Below are 16,200 nucleotides of genomic sequence, written 5' to 3'. Positions count from 1 at the left end.
GGCGGCTCCGGTCACTGCCATCGTTCGCGGAACGTTATTGGCCGGTTTCCTTGGCAGAGTACTTCTGGGTAAGGCGAGCCACGCTGCCGTCCGCGGTTTTCTGCTCAATGAAGATGTTGAACGCCTCAATGTCGTCCAGCGGTACCGAACGACGAAAACCATAGGCGATTCCCTGTTTGGCCAGCGCCGGTTCCGGCATGGCAGCGACCGCCCAACCCTCGTTGACATTGATGAACAACTGGTTGGTGACCGAGTCGGCAACTGAAACATCAGCGCGACGACTGGAAACCGCCAGACGCACATCACCAATGTTAGGCAATTTCAGAATCTTGGCCTTGTGGACCCGGGCTGACAGCGCTTGTTCTTCAGCGGTCCCGCCTACGACGGCGAACGTAATGTTTTCGTTATCGAAGTTTTTCGGAAAGTCGCTGATTGCCTTGATCTTCGGATTGTCCTTGTTGAAGACCAGTGACACTTCGAAGAATCGGGATGGCTGACTGAAATGGATCACCATCGCCCGCTGGGGCTTGCGATTGATCGCCATGGCCACGTCCCATTTGTTGCTGTTGAGGCCGGCAATCATGTTGTCCCAGTCCGTGTCTACAAACGCAACCTTGACCCCGCCCAGCTCCTTGTCGGCAAACTCACGCAGCAAATCCACGAAAATGCCGCTGTACTCCCCGGTCTGCGGGTCGCGAATGACATCTGGCGGAGCAAGGCCAGCGCCGGCTCGAAGCACACCAGCTTTTTGGACATTCGTCCAAAGCGGCTCCGAGGCAGGCTCGGCTGCGGCCGCAAGGTTTGAAAACACCAGGGCAGCAATGACTGCGACGGCGGCTGTTCGGGTGATGTGCAGCAAGTGCTTTTTCATGGAAATCGTTCCGGTTGTGTTGATCTGAAACCAGCATCTGGTTTGTCAAAGGGCAGGAATGCAACCAACTTTTTTATTCTGTAAACGTTTACAGAACACCATCTTTCCAGGGGGGTGTCAAGCGAGGTAACAAAATTTTGTTAAGTCGAAAATCTCAGCATTTGCTGGGCGAAAAGCGCACCGAAAGGTGTCATGGAGCGGAAGGGTGCTCGTTTTTGGCGCCATGATTTTCTGAAAATCGCGGCCTAGACGGGTTCGAGCATGGACAAGGGTTAGTAGTCGAGGAGGTGAACTGCCTTGCAATGGCTAATGGCGATCACTTCGTTCTGCCATCAGTAGGCGGCCCCGCATGCATTGCGCATGCGAGGTTTGAAACGCGTGTCAGGAATGCTGAATGGGTTTAGCGGGCGGGAGCCACACCCGTGGAACCACGCACAATCAACCGGCTCTGCAGGCGATGGGAGCGAATGGGTCGATTTTCCGTCAATGCACCGATCAACGCTTCAGCAGCAAACAGTCCCATCTCATTGGCGGAAACCGAAACAGTGGTCAGTGGAGGATCGACAATCGCCGCGTAATCCAGGTCATCGAAACCCGTTACCGACAGATCGGTGGGGACATTCAGCCCCTGGCGCCGCGCTTCAGCAACCACTGCCATGCCGTAGGCATCACTGTTGCAGACGATCGCGGTCACGCTGGGGTGTTCGACCAGGATTGTCTGCAGTGCCCTGAGTCCGAACTCGATGGAGTAACCTCGGGGATCCTCGAAAATCCTCGGCTCGCCGGTGATGTTCATGCGTTTCAAGGCGTCGGTGAAGGCTCGTACCCGGTCTTGCTGACGATCGTTGTGCCGGGTCGGGCCGGCCAGCATGGCGAACTCGCGGTGCCCCAGTTGCGACAGATACTCCATGACCTGCGAGGTGGCGGCGTAGTTGTCGATCCCTATCGAAGGGAAATCTTCGTCGGTCAGCGCCGAGTAACCGCAGATGACGGGGATGTTCATCTGTTGCAGATAATCGATGAGCTGCGGGTCTTCGATGCGCCCGACGACCATCAAGGCTTCGGCACCGCGCTCGATGAGCCTACGCACCGGCTCGTACAACTTGCTGTTATCGAAGTCGACAGTCAGCAAGAAAGACATATATCCCGCTTCTGTCATCCGTTTCTGAAATTGCCCCACCATCTGCGAGTAGATGCCGTGATAGGTGGTAGGAAAAACCGCACCCACGATATGGGTGCGCTGTAAGCGAAGCGCCTGGGCTGCGGGGTTTGGGCTGTAACCAAGCTTTCGCGCTGCTTCCAGAACCCCTTGACGGACCTTGTCACTGACCGTCTCTGGAGCATTGAAGCTTCGCGAAACCGTCGCTACGGATACGCCGGTCGCCAGTGCAACATCCTTCAAACCCGCACGCTTGCGCAGACGTGGATCTGATTTTTTGCGTTCACTCATAGACCTGGCCAATACATCGAAGGCTCGCACTGCCCTGGAATCCCTGTTCAGGTCACAGGTTGCAGAGCGAGCAAGTGGAGGAAATCGCATCGATGGCCTGATGCGCAAGGGGAGAGCGAATTCTGCGGAAAATCGAGCCGAGACCATGCTGCATGACGGAATGCTCAGTGCTCGTAAACCTTTACAGACCGGTGTTGATACTAGCAAACGTTTTTTTTTGCGTCCACTTTGGAGACCGCGCCACGTCAGGCGGCAAGTAATGCTTGCCTTTACGGCGGTAAACCCAAAGAGGCATTAGTCTGGAAGGGCATTTCAGCCAAGGAATTGAAAAGAAGTGGAGTAACCGACAGACAGATTTGGTATTTTCTGTGTAAACGTTTACAGTATTACGCAAGACTACCTGCTGCCGAGGCCGGAAACCGATGATTCACGAACTCAGAGAATACCGTTTCAGCAAATCGAAATGGCCTGCGTACCGCGAGCTCTTCAATAACCTCTGCCTGCCGTTGCGCGGCAGTAGTTTTGGCGAGTTTCTAGGTGGTTGGGTCTCCGGGCACGCTGATGACCCGTCTTTCCTTCACCTGTGGCAGTACCCGTCACTGGATGAGCGCGCACGGTTGCGCAGGGAACTGACAAAAATACCCGAGTGGACGGAGATTTTCCTGCCCAGATCCCGAGTGTTGATCCGGGATCAGACATTGTCGGTACTCAACCCGGTGTCAGGCGTGATTCTGCCGCCCAACGAAACGCAGTATCTGCACCGCTATCAATGCAGCACAGGGGGGGCCGCGGCGCTGGTTGACCATTTTCAGAAGTCGGTATCGCCAGGCCAGCTTTGCCTGTGGATTGCCGAGTTTCCCAATCCGAATGAAGTGCTGCAATTGCACCGTTCGTCAGTGCCCAGCGTGGTCAGCTCAGTCCGCACAGCGGACGGTTTGCGCTGTGTCGAGCACGTCCAGAGCCAGGCCCTGGAACCCTTAACTGATGGGTTGCACCGGCTTCAAAGAATGTGAGCGTGTGGTGGCGAACTTGCGGTAGTTTCCCCGCGACAAGCTCAGCACCGCGTTGGGCCCGACCATGACGCTGCCGTCGATCATGCGCGTGAGGTGAATGCCCAGAAACGGCAGTTCAGGATCGGGGATCGGGGATCGGGTAGATCAGGTGTTTGACGATATAGTTCATCGTCGGCGGAAGACGGAAGTATTCGCTGCGAAACGCTGCGATCTGATGGTCGATGTCCCGGCCAGAGAGATTACCTCCGGCCTCGTACAGTCTTTTTGAGGTTTATACGAATCAAGATCGATGTAAGTGCCAACAATAGGGTTGATGAGTCGGTACAGATTTACAACAGCAAACGCCCTGATCTGTCCTTGAAATACAAAACGCCCGATGCAGTGCATCAGGCGTTTTGAGTGTGAAACAGGTGTAAACCTATTTCAGGACTAGACACCATACGCCTCGATTAGAGGCCGAGTACGTTAGCACCTATGCAAGGATCGATTCCGCGTTCGAGATGCTGATCATGAACGATGACGGTGATCTCCATCGAGCCAGTGGTCACGTCAAAGTCCAGTATATGACCGCCATGTGCCTGAAAAGAGCTGTCGCCGGCCACGCCATGCAGATGAATAGACGGTTGATCGCCCTTCCAGGCAAGGGACCCTGTAAAGCTGGCCATTTCGACGTTTTGAAACGTCTGGGCATCGAAGTCCTTCTTGTCTTTATTCCAGAAGCCAAATTTAACGTTGCCGAATCCAATGCCTGTCAGCGACGCACTTGGAACTTTTTCGGCAAGCGCAAGCTTTGTCAGTTCTTGGAACGCGTTGTCGCCCTTGCGCAGGACCACGAGATACCCGGTTGGCGTTTTTGTGTAGCGCCGATGTGCGTCTTCTGAACATTGCAGCGGCGCTGTAGCCACTGGTGATTCGGTTGCCGCGATGGCTTCTTGAGAAATAATCGAGTTGACTAGAATTCCGAGTGTGGCGGCCGTAATCATACTTAACCATCCGTTTCGCGTGCACAGTTTAACGGTCATGTTTCTTCTCTCATTATTGTTTTGATGTTGTTAAGGTCTGTTGTTTTTTTGAAAGTTAGCGTCTGAGGGGGGCACCTCCTGAAGTTGAGTTGCACGTTGTGGCGGTTAAAACAGTGGAATGCTGTAACTCACATAGACCCGGTTCTGGTCTTGATTTCTGGACGCGTCGCTGTCGGATTTACCGTTGCGCCAGGCGAAGCCGACACCTTTAAGCGACCCGGACTGAATGACGTAGTCCAGGCTGATATCGCGCTCCCATTCCTTCTGGTTGTCGCCGGAGGTGGTCTTGATGTTGTCGCCGGTGAGGTAGATCACCGAGGCTTTCAATCCGGGAACGCCGAGGGCGGCGAAGTCGTAGGCGTACTGGCCGAAAGAAGTTTGCTCGCCGGCGCGGTTGAAGCTTTGGATCAGGCGGTCGGTGTACAGGTACAAGCTGACGCCGCCGGCGCCTTTGTCTACCAGGCCACCCTGATTGAGCTGGGTGAAGTAGCTGCCATCCGAAACACTTTGGTAGCCGGCAGTGATCGAATGACCACCGACGCTATAGATCAGCGCGGCACTCCAGGTGCGGTTGTCGATCACACCATCGCTGTTTTTGGTGTAGCCACTGATTCTGTAGCCAGGGGTGCCGGAGCTGTTTTCACCTGACGAATCGGTCTTGAAGTAGCGCAGGTCGGTTTTCAGGGATTGATTGTCGGAGAGGGCAAGCGTGTGGATCAGCCCAAAGAACTGCTGGGTGTAATAGTTTTCGAGGTTGGCGTAGTAATACTGAAGCATCAGGTCCTTGGTGACTTTCCAGTCGCCGCCGGCGAAGTAGAACTGATTGCTTTCCCGCGTACCGCCCATGGCGGCCAGGCCGGTCTGGTCGCTGGAACCACGGCCGGTGGCGTGGTCGATTCTGCCGCCGGTCAGTGTCAGGTCCTTGAACTCGCTGGAGGTGATTTGACCACCGTCGAAGGTTTGCGGAAGCAGGCGGCCATCGTTAGCGACCAGAATCGGCAGTTTGGGCTGCAGGGTTCCGTAACGCAGTTCGGTCTTCGAGACTTTGACTTTGCCGGTCAACCCCAGTCGGCCCCACTCATCGACGGCGCGGTCGTCACTGTCCGAAGGAATCATGCTGCCGCCGACGTGACGCCCTTTGCCACTGTCCAGGGTGATGCCCAGCAACCCCAGTGCATCGACGCCAAAACCAACCGTACCCTGGGTATAACCGGACTTGTAATCCAGCATGAACCCCTGCGCCCACTCTTCGGTTTTCGATGGCGTAGCGGTGCCATCACGGTTGTCATTGTTGAAGTAGAAACTTCTCATCCCCAGGTTGGCTTTACTGTCGCCGATAAAGTCTGCGTGTGCCTGCGAAGTCAGGGCCAGCGTAAAACTACTGAGTGCCAGCGTGACGGTAATATTTTTATTATTCATTCGAGTGTGCTCCAGCGTTTCTTGTTTTTATAAGTGTTTGTCGTGCGGTGTTTAGATCGCGGCGCGGCTGCTGGAGCCGTCTACCAGACGGGCAATACCCAGTGGGTTGGCGTTCTTCAACGCGTCAGGAAGTTGTGCATCCGGGCAGTTCTGGTAACACACCGGGCGCAAGAAACGATCAATGGCCAGGGTGCCCACGGAGGTGCCTCGGGCATCGGAGGTGGCCGGGTAAGGTCCGCCGTGGACCATCGCGTCGCAGACTTCCACGCCGGTCGGGTAACCGTTGAACAGGACACGGCCGACTTTTTCCTCAAGCAGGGTCAGCAGTTCGCCAGAGGTATCAAGGTCCGTCGTTTCGGCGATCAGGGTCGCGGTCAACTGCCCACGCAGGCCATGCAGGGCCTGGATCAGCTGTGCGTGGTCGGCCACTTCGACGACGATGGTGGCCGGGCCGAAGACTTCTTCCTGCAACAGATCGTCGCCGTCCAATAACAGGCTGATATCGGCTTTGAACACTTGTGGATGCGCCTGATTACCCTGTTGCGCGCCTCCCGCCAGATGGCTGACGCCGCTATGGGCGTGCAGATTTTGCAGGCCGTGGCAGTAACTCTTCAGGCCACCGGCGTTGAGTAGGGTCTGCGCGGGCTGTTCGCCCATCAGTTCGGCAAAGCGTTCAAGAAAAGCAGAAAACTCGGGTGAGCGGATACCGATTACCAGACCCGGGTTGGTACAGAACTGGCCGGCACCGAGCACCACGGAGGCGGCGAGTTCGGCGGCAATTTTCTCGCCGCGCGCCTTGAGCGCTGCGGGCAACACCAGTACTGGATTGATGCTGCTCATCTCGGCAAATACCGGGATCGGCTGTGGGCGGGCAGCGGCCATGTCGCACAACGCACGACCGCCACGCAGCGAACCGGTGAAACCGACTGCCTGGATCAATGGGTGTTTGACCAATGCTTCTCCGACGCTGCCGTAGACCATGCTGAACACGCCCTTGGGCATACCGGTCTTTTCGGCGGCGCGAGTGATGGCATTCGCCACGTGATCGGCCGTGGCCATGTGGCCGCTGTGGGCCTTGAAGATTATCGGGCAGCCTGCGGCCAGGGCGGAGGCGGTGTCGCCACCGGCGGTGGAGAAGGCCAGCGGGAAGTTGCTGGCACCGAACACCGCGACAGGGCCGACACCGATCCGGTACTGGCGCAGGTCTACCCGTGGCAATGGCAGGCGGTCGGGCAGGGCGCGGTCGATACGCGCCCCATAGAAATCACCTCGGCGCAGCATCTGTGCGAACAGGCGCATCTGGCCACTGGTTCGGCCACGCTCACCCTGGATACGACCGGCTGGCAATGCAGTTTCCAGGCAGACCACCGCGACGAAATCGTCACCCAGAGCGTCAAGCTCGTCGGCGATAGCGTCGAGAAAATCGGCACGCCTGGCCGCGGGCAGATTACGGAACGCGGGGTAAGCAGCCGCAGCGGCTTCGGCAGCGGTATTCACTTCGTCCGGTGTGGCCTGAGTGAAGCGATAAGGCAGGGCTTCGCCGGTACTGGCGTCAAAGCTTTGCAGGACTATCGAGCCGGCTGCGCTGCGAACGCCACCAATATAGTTTTGGCCAGAAATTTCAAACATAAAGACTCCAGTGGTTGGGGGTTTTAGTTATCTGTAATTGTCAAAAAAAGAGCGAGAAACGGTGTGATCCTCAAGTGTTAACTTGGGGGACTTATGAAAGAGCGCTGTTGGTATAACGACGGCTAGTTGTGAACGCTGTTGTGCTAGTCCAGTCGATATATTCGCCGTGCGTTGTCATAAAAAAGGGCGAGTCGATCAATCGGGGACATCGCGCTGACAATGGTTTTGAACCCGTCGAGGATGGCGCTCATGCTGTCCACCACACCGTCCACCGGATAATTGGTGGCGAATGCGCAACGGGTGATACCCATGATCGAAATCGCGTCGCGCACCATGCCGGCGTTGGCCTGCACCGACCACGGCTGTCCCGGAATGCAGATCCCGGAAATCTTCAGGGCAACGTTTGGCTCGCGTGCCAGCAAGGCCAGGGCGGCACGCCAACCGGCGAGGCCTTCAGGGGAACGGTCTGAAGGCAGGGCGGTGTGATTGACGACGATGGTCACCTCGGGGAAGTCCCGCGCCAGCTCGGCCGCTTCTGACAGATGCCACCAGGGCGCTTGCAGCTCGAAGTGCAGCCCGTGTTCCGCCAGTTTGGCGTAGCCCTCGCGCCAACGGGTGTCTCGCATGGAGCCTGCGGCGGCGAAATTCTCGGTCCAGGCTTCGCGACGGGTCACCGTGGGTTTGTGCCGGACACCGCGCACCAACGGTTGGGCGCCATAGCCTTGTAACAGCTCGAACGCATCTTCGCGGTCCAGCCACACTTGAGCGACCATCGCGGCGATAGTGGGCTCGCCTTTGGCCAGTGCCTCGACCCAGGTCACCTCGTCGACCGGTGTAGTGGGGTCCCATTCGCCCTCGATGACAACGGTCTGCACGATGCGATGGCTGCCCGCTTGACGACGATAGTCAGCCGGAAAAAAATCGCGACAGATCGACGAATAATCGCCGTAACGAAACGCCCGCAATGGGCGATCACGCAGCCACGGGTAATAGTTCGCGGCGACGTCGAAGTAGTGTTGATGAGCGTCGACGATCGGTAAGTCGGCATCGTCTTCGCTGGTCAGAAATCGCGCGCGCCAATCCACATCCGAATCTGCGGTCATAAGTTTCTCGTTAGTCATGGTTTTGCTCCAGGCGGTAGAAGCGCTGCGCATTGCCTGCGAACACCGCCTCTTGCGCTGCACGTCCCCAGGGCTCGAGCATGGCGGCAACGCCATTGGCAATGGTGTCGTACGAAGCACGCAAACCCGCGACGGGGAAATTGCTGGCGAACATGCAACGTTCGAAGCCAAAGATGTCGACCGCGGTGCGCACTACGATGCTGTTCTGTTCCAGGCTCCACGGTGAATCACGCAGCCCGAATTCGGAGAGTTTGATATGCACGTTGGGCTGGCGCGCGAGGGCTTCCAGGCCTTTGCGCCAGCGGTGCATCCCTTCGGGACTGCGATCCCAGGCAAAGCCTGTATGGTTCAGCGCGATCTGAATTTCTGGAAACAGCGCAGCCACCTGCGCAGCCTCAGCCAGGTGCCAGGGTGGCACGCGCAGGTCCCAGGACAGGCCATGGTGGGCAAGTCGGGAAAACCCATCGAGCCACGCAGGATCCTGCATAGTCCCCGGCGCCCCGACGACCGACACGTCGGGTGAAGCAGAGGTCACCGGTTTGGAGCGGATACCCTTGACCAACGGCCGGGCCGCTTGCGCCGCGAGCACCTCTTCGCTGTCTTCGCGATCAAACCAGGCATGCGCCACGATGGCGTTGGGGAAGCCATAACGCGCGTTCACCTGTTCCAGCCATTGGGTCTCAGCCACCTGTTCGTCCCGCGCACGCTCGGCTTCGACATGCACGCTGCCGACCAGACGTTGCCGGTTGGTGAGGGCGAGGAAAGTCTCCGGCAGAAAATCCCGGCACAGGGCACGATAGTCGCCAAGGAAAAAATCCTCGTGGTAGTCGTCCTGCAGCCACGGATAGCGACCGGCGTTCAAGTCCCAAAGATGATGGTGAGCGTCGACGATGGGCAGCGCATCCTCAGTGGAGAGGTTCGGCAAACCGTTGCGTTCGTGCAGCGTGATCATGATGGTTGCCCTGTGTTCTAGCGCGCTACGTCGTACTGAGAGATCAGGCTGTCGTCTTCAACCTCACCAGCCACTGCGGCGGCCTTGGCCTGGACGCGACTGCGCAACCTGGCCACATTCACCACGGTGCGGGTATGCGCCGCGGTGGCTACCAGTTCCACGTCGTCGCGGACTTCTACATTGAAGGTGACACTGCGTCCTTCGATGCGCGTGACCGTCGCGACAATAGAGACTGACATGCCCAATAGCGTGGCACCGACGTGGCGGATATCGACCGCCGTGCCGACGGTGTTCTCGCCCTCGCCGAGGTACGCGAGCGCGTAGTTGAGGCACACCTGTTCGATGTCGTCGACCAGTCGGGGCGTGGCATAGATGCGTAAATCTTCGCCCAGGAACGAGATGGTGCGCGCCAGGTCAACCGTCAGGCGCTGTTCGGTTGAAGCGCCGGTTTGCAGGGTAGAGAAGTTCATAGAAAGCCTCATGGTTCAGGTACAGGGAGTCGTCAATTTGGCAGGAAACCGATGGATATCCATGGCACTGCGATCAGCACGCCGAGGGCGATCACCAGGGCGCCGAGATACGGCCACACCTTGCGCATGGCACCGCCCGGATCAACTTTGGCGATCGCACAGGCGGCGTAAAAACCGACGCCAAATGGCGGGGCGAACAGGCCCAGGCCCATGGCAAAGATCGCAACCATCGCGTAATGAACGTCATTCACGCCCATGGTGCGCGCGATGGGAAACAGCAGCGGTCCGAACAGCACGATGGCCGGAATGCCTTCCAGAAAACTGCCGAGCACAATGAAGGCCGCCGCAGAAATGATCAGAAAGCCCAGCGCCCCACCCGGCGCGCCCGCCATCATCTGCGCAAGTTGGTGAGAAAAACCCGATTGCGTCAGCGCCCAGGCCATGGCCGTCGCGCTGCCGATGATGATCAAGATCGCGCCCGACAGCGAAGCAGTGCTGACCAGAATCGGATAGAGGCGACGCCAGTCGAAACAGCGGTAGTAGAGCAACCCCACCACGAAGGTGTAGGCGACGCCGATGGCTGCGACCTCAGTGGCGGTGGCGATGCCCTCGACGACGGCGGTACGGATCACGAACGGCAGGGCCAGCGCCGGCAGAGCGACGAGCAGGGAGTGGCCGATATCCCGGACGGAGGCCCGGGTGCCGGACGACGCGTCGCGCTTGCGGTTTTTCCACCAGACCACCGAGGCCATGGCAATCGCACCCACCACCGCCGGCATGAAACCACCAGTGAACAACGCCGAGATCGAGACGCCGGTCACGGAGCCGATGGTAATCAGGACCAGGCTAGGTGGAATGGTTTCGGACATTGCACCGGAGGCGTTGAGCATGGCCACCAGTTCGTTTTCGTCCTCGCCACGTTTTTTCATTTCCGGAAACAGTGCCGGGGCGATGGCTGCCATGTCGGCGGCCTTGGAGCCGGAAATGCCGGAAATCAGGTAAATCGCACCAATCAGCACATACGACAAGCCGCCACGCACATGACCAATCAGCGAGCACAGGAACTTGATCATGGCCCGTGCCATGCCCATCGCTTCAATCAGCGCACCGAGAAACACGAACAGCGGGATGGCCAGCAGGATCAGGCTCGCCATGCCCTCGTCCATCCGCCCGACCACCAGCGTCAACGGTGTGTCGGTCATGGTCGAGAGGTAGGCGACCGTCGCCAGACCGAACGCCACCATGATCGGCACGCCAATCACGATCATGGTCATCACGCCGATCACGAAGAAAATGATCAGGTTCCAGTTGCCGATCAGGCTCATGAAACCTTCACCGACCCACAGCAGCGCCGCCAGCGAAGCCAGCATGGCCACCGATACTGAAAAGTCGACCAACCTGGCCGTGGTCATCAGCCGCGCGACGCAGGTCATGAGCATCAGCGTCAGCCCGACTGCTATCGCCGACACGCGAAAGGCGTTGGGGATCTCCAGGGCGGCAGTGGTGATGATCCATTCATCGCTCACGTACTCCCAAGCCGGCGAGAACAACATCATGATGAACGCGATGACGATCACTGCACCGAGGGTGTCGACGAAGGCGCGCTTGCTGGCGGGCAGGTGAGCCACGAAGGACGTCAGGCGCATGTGCTCACCGCGACGCATGGCCACCACGGCACCCAGCATCGCCAGCCACAGGAACAGCAGCGACGCCAGTTCGTCGCCCCAGACGATGGGTTGATTGAGCACGTAACGGGAGAATACGTTGGTGAACAGCAGCGAGACTTCAATCACCACCAGCAAGGCTGCGCTGCCCTCGGTGAGCCAGCGCAAGGAAGTGTCGAGGCCGCGACCGAGTCGAACCATCGCCTGGCGTGCCCTGAGTCCGTCATTGGTTGAAACGTCCGTCATAGGGATCTCGTTTTTCATGACCATGTCTCCGGCTTACGACAATTGACCCGCGTACTGCTCGAGCAAGCTCCAGGCGGCGTCGCCGTACTTTTGTTTCCATTGTCCGTAAAAGGCTTTCTTTTGTAGTTCGCCGCGGAACTGCGCATGGTCCACGTTGTTGAAGATCACGCCCTTGGCGGTCAGCGAAGCCTCCAGGCTGGCATTGAGGTCGATCACTTGTTGGCGCTGGACCAATGCTGCAGCGTTGATCTGGCGGGAGACGATTTCCTGAATATCCTTGGGCAGTTTTGGCCAGGTCTTGCCGGACGCGAGCATCCAGAAGCCACCCCAGATGTGGTCGGTCATCGAGCAGTATTTTTGCACTTCGTAGAAGCGCGCTGACTCAACCACCACCAGTGGATTTTCCTGGCCGTCGACGACCTTGGTCTGCAGTGCCGAGTAGGTTTCATTGATGCTGATCCCGGTGGGCGCGGCACCCAGGGCACTGAACATCGAGGTCCAGAGTGGGCTGACCAGTACCCGTAATTTGAAACCGGCGAGGTCGGCTGGAACCTGGATCGGACGGGTCGAACTGGTGATCTGGCGAAATCCGTTGTTCCAGACTTTTTCCATGGGAATCAGGCCGACTTTCTCGGTCTGGGCGCGCACATGTTCCCCCAGTTTTCCATCCAGGGCGGACCAGACGCTGTCGTAGTCCTTGAACGCGAACGGCATGCTTTCGATGGACATCACCGGCACCAGGGTCGACAGAATCGCGCCCGGCAGGGGAATGAAATCCACAGCGCCAGCGCGTACCTGGGACAGCATGTCGGTGTCGCCACCCATCGCGGCGTTGGCGTACACCTGTAGGTCCACGGCGCCATTGGTTTCCACGCGGATGGCGTCGGAGGCGGCTTTCATTTGCTTGTTCAGCGGATGCGTGTCCGGCAGGCTGCTGGCGTAGCGCAACACGATGGGTTTGGTTTGGGCGAATGCGGAAGAAGGCAGGAGGCTGGCAGCGAACGCGCCACCGACGGTTAATCCGGCGGATGCGAGAAATGCGCGCCGACTGACAGCTTCGGACAGAAAACGACTCATTATGTTCACCTTGTTGTTTTTGTTTTGGTTGTTAAACGTCGATTTTTACCGCCTAGAGCGCCCGTGCGATCACGGCTTGGGTGCGAATCAGTTCGTTGACTTCGTCCTCGGCATAACCGGCTTCTTTCAGTACTTCGCGAGTGTGCTGACCCAGCAGCGGAGCAGGGCGGCTGACGGGGGCTGCGCGTTCGTCCATGTCGGAAAAATGAATCGGCAGGCCCAGGCCACGAACACGGCCCTCGGTGGGGTGCTCGGTTTCCACCACCATCCCGCGTGCCTCGGTTTGTGGGTGCGCCAAAGCGGCCGAGATATCCAGCACCGGTCCGGCAGGCAGACCGAGGTGGTCGAAGAGCACCATCCACTCATCGGTGCTGCGGGCGACCAGTACTTCGTTGAGGATTTCCACCAGTGCCAGGCGATGTTGCATGCGCAGGGCGTTGCTGGCGAAGCGTGGGTCGGCAGCCAGTTGCGGCACGGCGAGGGCTTCGACCAGGCGTTCGTAGTTGGCCTGGTTCGCGGCGCCGATGTTGATCCAGCCGTCGGCGGTGCGGAACACCTGATACGGAGCGCTGGTGGAGTTGGCGGAACCCATCTTCGGCAAAATCGTACCATCGGCGAAATACGCCGCCGCTGGCCAGTACATCTGCTGCAAACCGGCTTCAAACAATGAGGTGTCGACCATCTGTCCAAGGCCGGTACGCTGCTTGGCGGCATAGGCAGCAGAGATACCGAGCGCGGCGAGGATGCCAGAGTTGATGTCGGCGACGGGCGAACCGGCCTTGACCGGTTCACGTCCGGCTTCACCGGTCATGCTCATCATGCCGCTCATGCCTTGGGCGATCAGATCAAAGCCGCCTTTGTCACCAAACGGTCCGCTGCGTCCATAACCCGAAATCGCGCAGTAAATGAGGCCCGGGTTGAGGGTTTTCAGCGTGTCATAACCGAGGCCAAACTTCTCCATGGTGCCCGCACGGTAGTTCTCGGTGACCACGTCGGCGTCCAGCAGCAGGCGCCGCAACACATCACGACCACCGTCTGTTTTCAGGTTCAGGCCGATACCGCGTTTGTTGCGATTCACGACCATGAACGACGCGGACTCGCCACTCGCCATGATCGGAGAGAAGCGGCGCGAGTCGTCGCCGCCGGGGACTTTTTCCACTTTCACGACATCGGCACCCATGTCCGCCAGCATCATGCCGCATACCGGTCCAGACATAATGTGCGCGAGCTCTACCACGCGCATTCCACTTAACGGTCCCATCTCATTTCCCCTTGAACTGTGGCCGCGCTTTCTTGATGAAAGCGTTGAGGCCGATCTGAAAGTCTTCTGTGTCGTAGCAGAAGTAGCTGGCCTGCACCTGCTCGACGCTGGGCGCAGCGCCGGCTTCCAATTGCCGGGCCGCCTGGCGATGCCAACGCGCGACCAGGGGTGCGCCCGCACTGATCCGCCGTGCAGTGGCGAGGGTTTCCGCCTCGACCTCGGCATCAGCCACCACACGAGTGACCAGCTGTTTGACGTAGGCATCGGCGGCGTCGAGGATTCGACCTTCCAGCAAAATCTCGAGGGTGGTCGAACGTCCGGCCAGCGCGACCAGGCCTGCCATCTCGTCGTAAGACATCACCAGGCCGAGCTTGCCGACCGGAGCGCCAAAGCGGCTTGAGGTGCCGCAGATGCGCAGGTCGCACAGCGCCGCGATCTCCAGGCCACCGCCGACACAGACGCCATGGATCATGGCCACCACCGGGTGTGGGCACTCGCTGACCGCGCGCATGGCGGCCGAGGTGACGTCGGCATAGATCCGCGCCTGGCTGGCATCGGCGCGTACCGAAGGAAACTCACCGACGTCGGCGCCAGCGGCAAAAGCTTGCTCGCCGGCACCGCGCAATATCACGCAGCGCAGGCTGTCGTCGGCCGATAATTCGACCATTACGTCGCGCAGGTCCTGCCACATGGACAGGGTTAGCGCGTTCATTTTTTCCGGGTTGCTCAGGGTGACGATGGCAAGCGAATCTTGCCGCTCGATCAGGACACTGGGTTTCATGACGTGCTCCGATGGGCTGTTAAAGCGACTGCGCGAGCATGGCCTGGTAATCCTCGGGAGACGCCTCACGCGGATTGGTCTTGTGGCTGTGATCGTGCAGGGCGCCTTCCACGATGCGTGGAAATAGCGAGGCGTCGACACCGATCTCGCTCAACCGGGTTGGCAAGCCAAGACGCTTGGTCATGTCGATGATGGCGGTGCTGATGTCGGCATCGGCAGCGAGTCCCATCGCATGCTTGAGTCGCGCCAGTTTGCCTTCGTCGCGCACGGTGGCGGCGTCGGCATTGAAGGCCACGACCGCAGGCAGAAAAATGGCATTGAGGGTGCCGTGGTGAAGCGCTGGATTGATGCCGCCCAGAGAGTGAGACAGGCTGTGAACGCAGCCCAACCCCTTCTGGAATGCCAGTGCACCCTGCATCGAGGCGCTCATCATATTCAGGCGTGCTTCACGGTCACCGGGTTGTGCGGTGGCGCGTTCGATGTGCTGCCACGCGCGCCACAGACCATCGAGGGCGATGCCGTCGGCTGCGGGGTTGAACGCAGGGGCGAGGAAGGTCTCGATGCAATGCGCAACAGCATCCATGCCAGTGGCGGCGGTCAGCACGCGTGGCAAGCCGAGGGTGAGTTCGGGGTCGCAGATAGCCACCTTAGGGACGATGTGCGGTGAAATCACCCCCACCTTGCGCCCGTCATCCAGAATCAAGATGGCGCCGCGCCCGACTTCGCTACCGGTACCGGCGGTGGTCGGAATCGCGATCAATGGGGCAGTAGCGGCAGTAATGCGATCCAGCCCACCTTCGATCACCGCAAAATTTTGCAGCGTACCGTCGTGGGTGGCGCATACGGCGACGCCTTTGGCCAGGTCGATGGACGATCCACCGCCCACCGCGATGATCCCGTCACATTCGCCAGCCCGGTATTGTGCAACTGCATCACGTACGGCGTGCTCATTGGGATTGGGAGGGGTGGCGTCGTAGATCGTGGGGACGTGTTCAGCGCCGAGGGCTGCGATCACTTTATCGACGATGCCCGCGCGGACAACGCCGACATCGGTGACGATCAGGGGGCGAGTAATGCCAGCGCGCTGCGCTTCGGCGGCCAGATGCTCAAGGCTTCCATAGCCGAACTGGATCTTGGTAACGTAATTTATCAAGGACATAAAATGACCATCGGTTATACAGGATTATTATTGTCGTAATCGATTTGCCGGGAGATGTTTGCCAA

General features: G+C 58.9%; 14 protein-coding genes and 1 pseudogene. 1 reads left to right on the top strand and 14 read right to left on the bottom strand.

Annotated features, from left to right (window positions below):
• Positions 1–34: 34 nt before the first annotated feature.
• Together ACF0H7_RS16265 and ACF0H7_RS16260 are read right to left on the bottom strand one after the other, a co-directional pair.
• Positions 35–871, bottom strand: coding sequence for a substrate-binding periplasmic protein (locus tag ACF0H7_RS16265; protein ID WP_397453750.1), 837 nt, complete (start codon positions 869–871; stop codon positions 35–37).
• Positions 872–1,271: 400 nt separating this feature from the next.
• Positions 1,272–2,321 (bottom strand): LacI family DNA-binding transcriptional regulator, encoded by a 1,050-nt coding sequence (locus ACF0H7_RS16260; RefSeq protein WP_397453749.1) that lies wholly within the window; start codon positions 2,319–2,321, stop codon positions 1,272–1,274.
• A gap of 422 nt (positions 2,322–2,743) precedes the next feature.
• Here ACF0H7_RS16260 and ACF0H7_RS16255 point away from each other — a divergent pair, with 422 nt between their 5' ends.
• A complete protein-coding gene (locus ACF0H7_RS16255) occupies positions 2,744–3,334 on the top strand; it encodes an NIPSNAP family protein (RefSeq protein WP_397453747.1) in 591 nt (196 codons plus the stop codon).
• 9 nt (positions 3,335–3,343) lie between these two features.
• Here ACF0H7_RS16255 and ACF0H7_RS16250 read toward each other — a convergent pair.
• The 12 genes and pseudogenes from ACF0H7_RS16250 to ACF0H7_RS16195 form a co-directional block, all read right to left on the bottom strand.
• Positions 3,344–3,572: pseudogene (locus ACF0H7_RS16250) on the bottom strand (L-2-hydroxyglutarate oxidase); the annotation flags it as partial.
• Positions 3,573–3,783: 211 nt separating this feature from the next.
• Positions 3,784–4,356 carry a PPC domain-containing DNA-binding protein gene (locus ACF0H7_RS16245; protein WP_397453745.1) on the bottom strand — a complete coding sequence of 191 codons (573 nt, stop codon included), beginning with the start codon at positions 4,354–4,356 and terminating at the stop codon, positions 3,784–3,786.
• Between the two features lie 105 nt (positions 4,357–4,461).
• Entirely contained in the window at positions 4,462–5,775 is a 1,314-nt protein-coding gene (locus ACF0H7_RS16240) for an OprD family porin (RefSeq protein WP_397453743.1), read from the bottom strand.
• Between the two features lie 51 nt (positions 5,776–5,826).
• Positions 5,827–7,404 carry an aldehyde dehydrogenase (NADP(+)) gene (locus tag ACF0H7_RS16235; RefSeq protein WP_397453741.1) on the bottom strand — a complete coding sequence of 526 codons (1,578 nt, stop codon included), beginning with the start codon at positions 7,402–7,404 and terminating at the stop codon, positions 5,827–5,829.
• Between the two features lie 143 nt (positions 7,405–7,547).
• Positions 7,548–8,507, bottom strand: a complete 960-nt coding sequence (locus tag ACF0H7_RS16230) for an amidohydrolase family protein (protein WP_397453914.1) — start codon at positions 8,505–8,507, stop codon at positions 7,548–7,550.
• Between the two features lie 10 nt (positions 8,508–8,517).
• Positions 8,518–9,477 (bottom strand): amidohydrolase family protein, encoded by a 960-nt coding sequence (locus ACF0H7_RS16225; RefSeq protein WP_397453740.1) that lies wholly within the window; start codon positions 9,475–9,477, stop codon positions 8,518–8,520.
• Between the two features lie 17 nt (positions 9,478–9,494).
• A complete protein-coding gene (locus ACF0H7_RS16220; protein ID WP_397453739.1) occupies positions 9,495–9,947 on the bottom strand; it encodes a thioesterase family protein in 453 nt (150 codons plus the stop codon).
• Positions 9,948–9,979: 32 nt separating this feature from the next.
• Entirely contained in the window at positions 9,980–11,875 is a 1,896-nt protein-coding gene (locus ACF0H7_RS16215) for a TRAP transporter large permease subunit (RefSeq protein ID WP_397453738.1), read from the bottom strand.
• Between the two features lie 15 nt (positions 11,876–11,890).
• Positions 11,891–12,934, bottom strand: coding sequence for a TRAP transporter substrate-binding protein (locus tag ACF0H7_RS16210; RefSeq protein ID WP_397453737.1), 1,044 nt, complete (start codon positions 12,932–12,934; stop codon positions 11,891–11,893).
• A gap of 52 nt (positions 12,935–12,986) precedes the next feature.
• Complete coding sequence (locus tag ACF0H7_RS16205) at positions 12,987–14,177, bottom strand: CaiB/BaiF CoA transferase family protein (protein ID WP_397453913.1); 1,191 nt, start codon at positions 14,175–14,177, stop codon at positions 12,987–12,989.
• 19 nt (positions 14,178–14,196) lie between these two features.
• A complete protein-coding gene (locus ACF0H7_RS16200; RefSeq protein ID WP_397453736.1) occupies positions 14,197–14,976 on the bottom strand; it encodes an enoyl-CoA hydratase-related protein in 780 nt (259 codons plus the stop codon).
• A 19-nt stretch (positions 14,977–14,995) separates the two neighbouring features.
• The gene (locus ACF0H7_RS16195; RefSeq protein ID WP_397453735.1) at positions 14,996–16,135 is read right to left on the bottom strand and encodes an iron-containing alcohol dehydrogenase; all 1,140 of its coding nucleotides are present in this window, start codon (positions 16,133–16,135) and stop codon (positions 14,996–14,998) included.
• Positions 16,136–16,200 lie beyond the last annotated feature (65 nt).

It is taken from the genome of Pseudomonas sp. NA-150 (genome assembly GCF_044336365.1).
GTDB lineage: Bacteria > Pseudomonadota > Gammaproteobacteria > Pseudomonadales > Pseudomonadaceae > Aquipseudomonas.
This window is presented reverse-complemented; position numbering and strand designations above follow the sequence as displayed.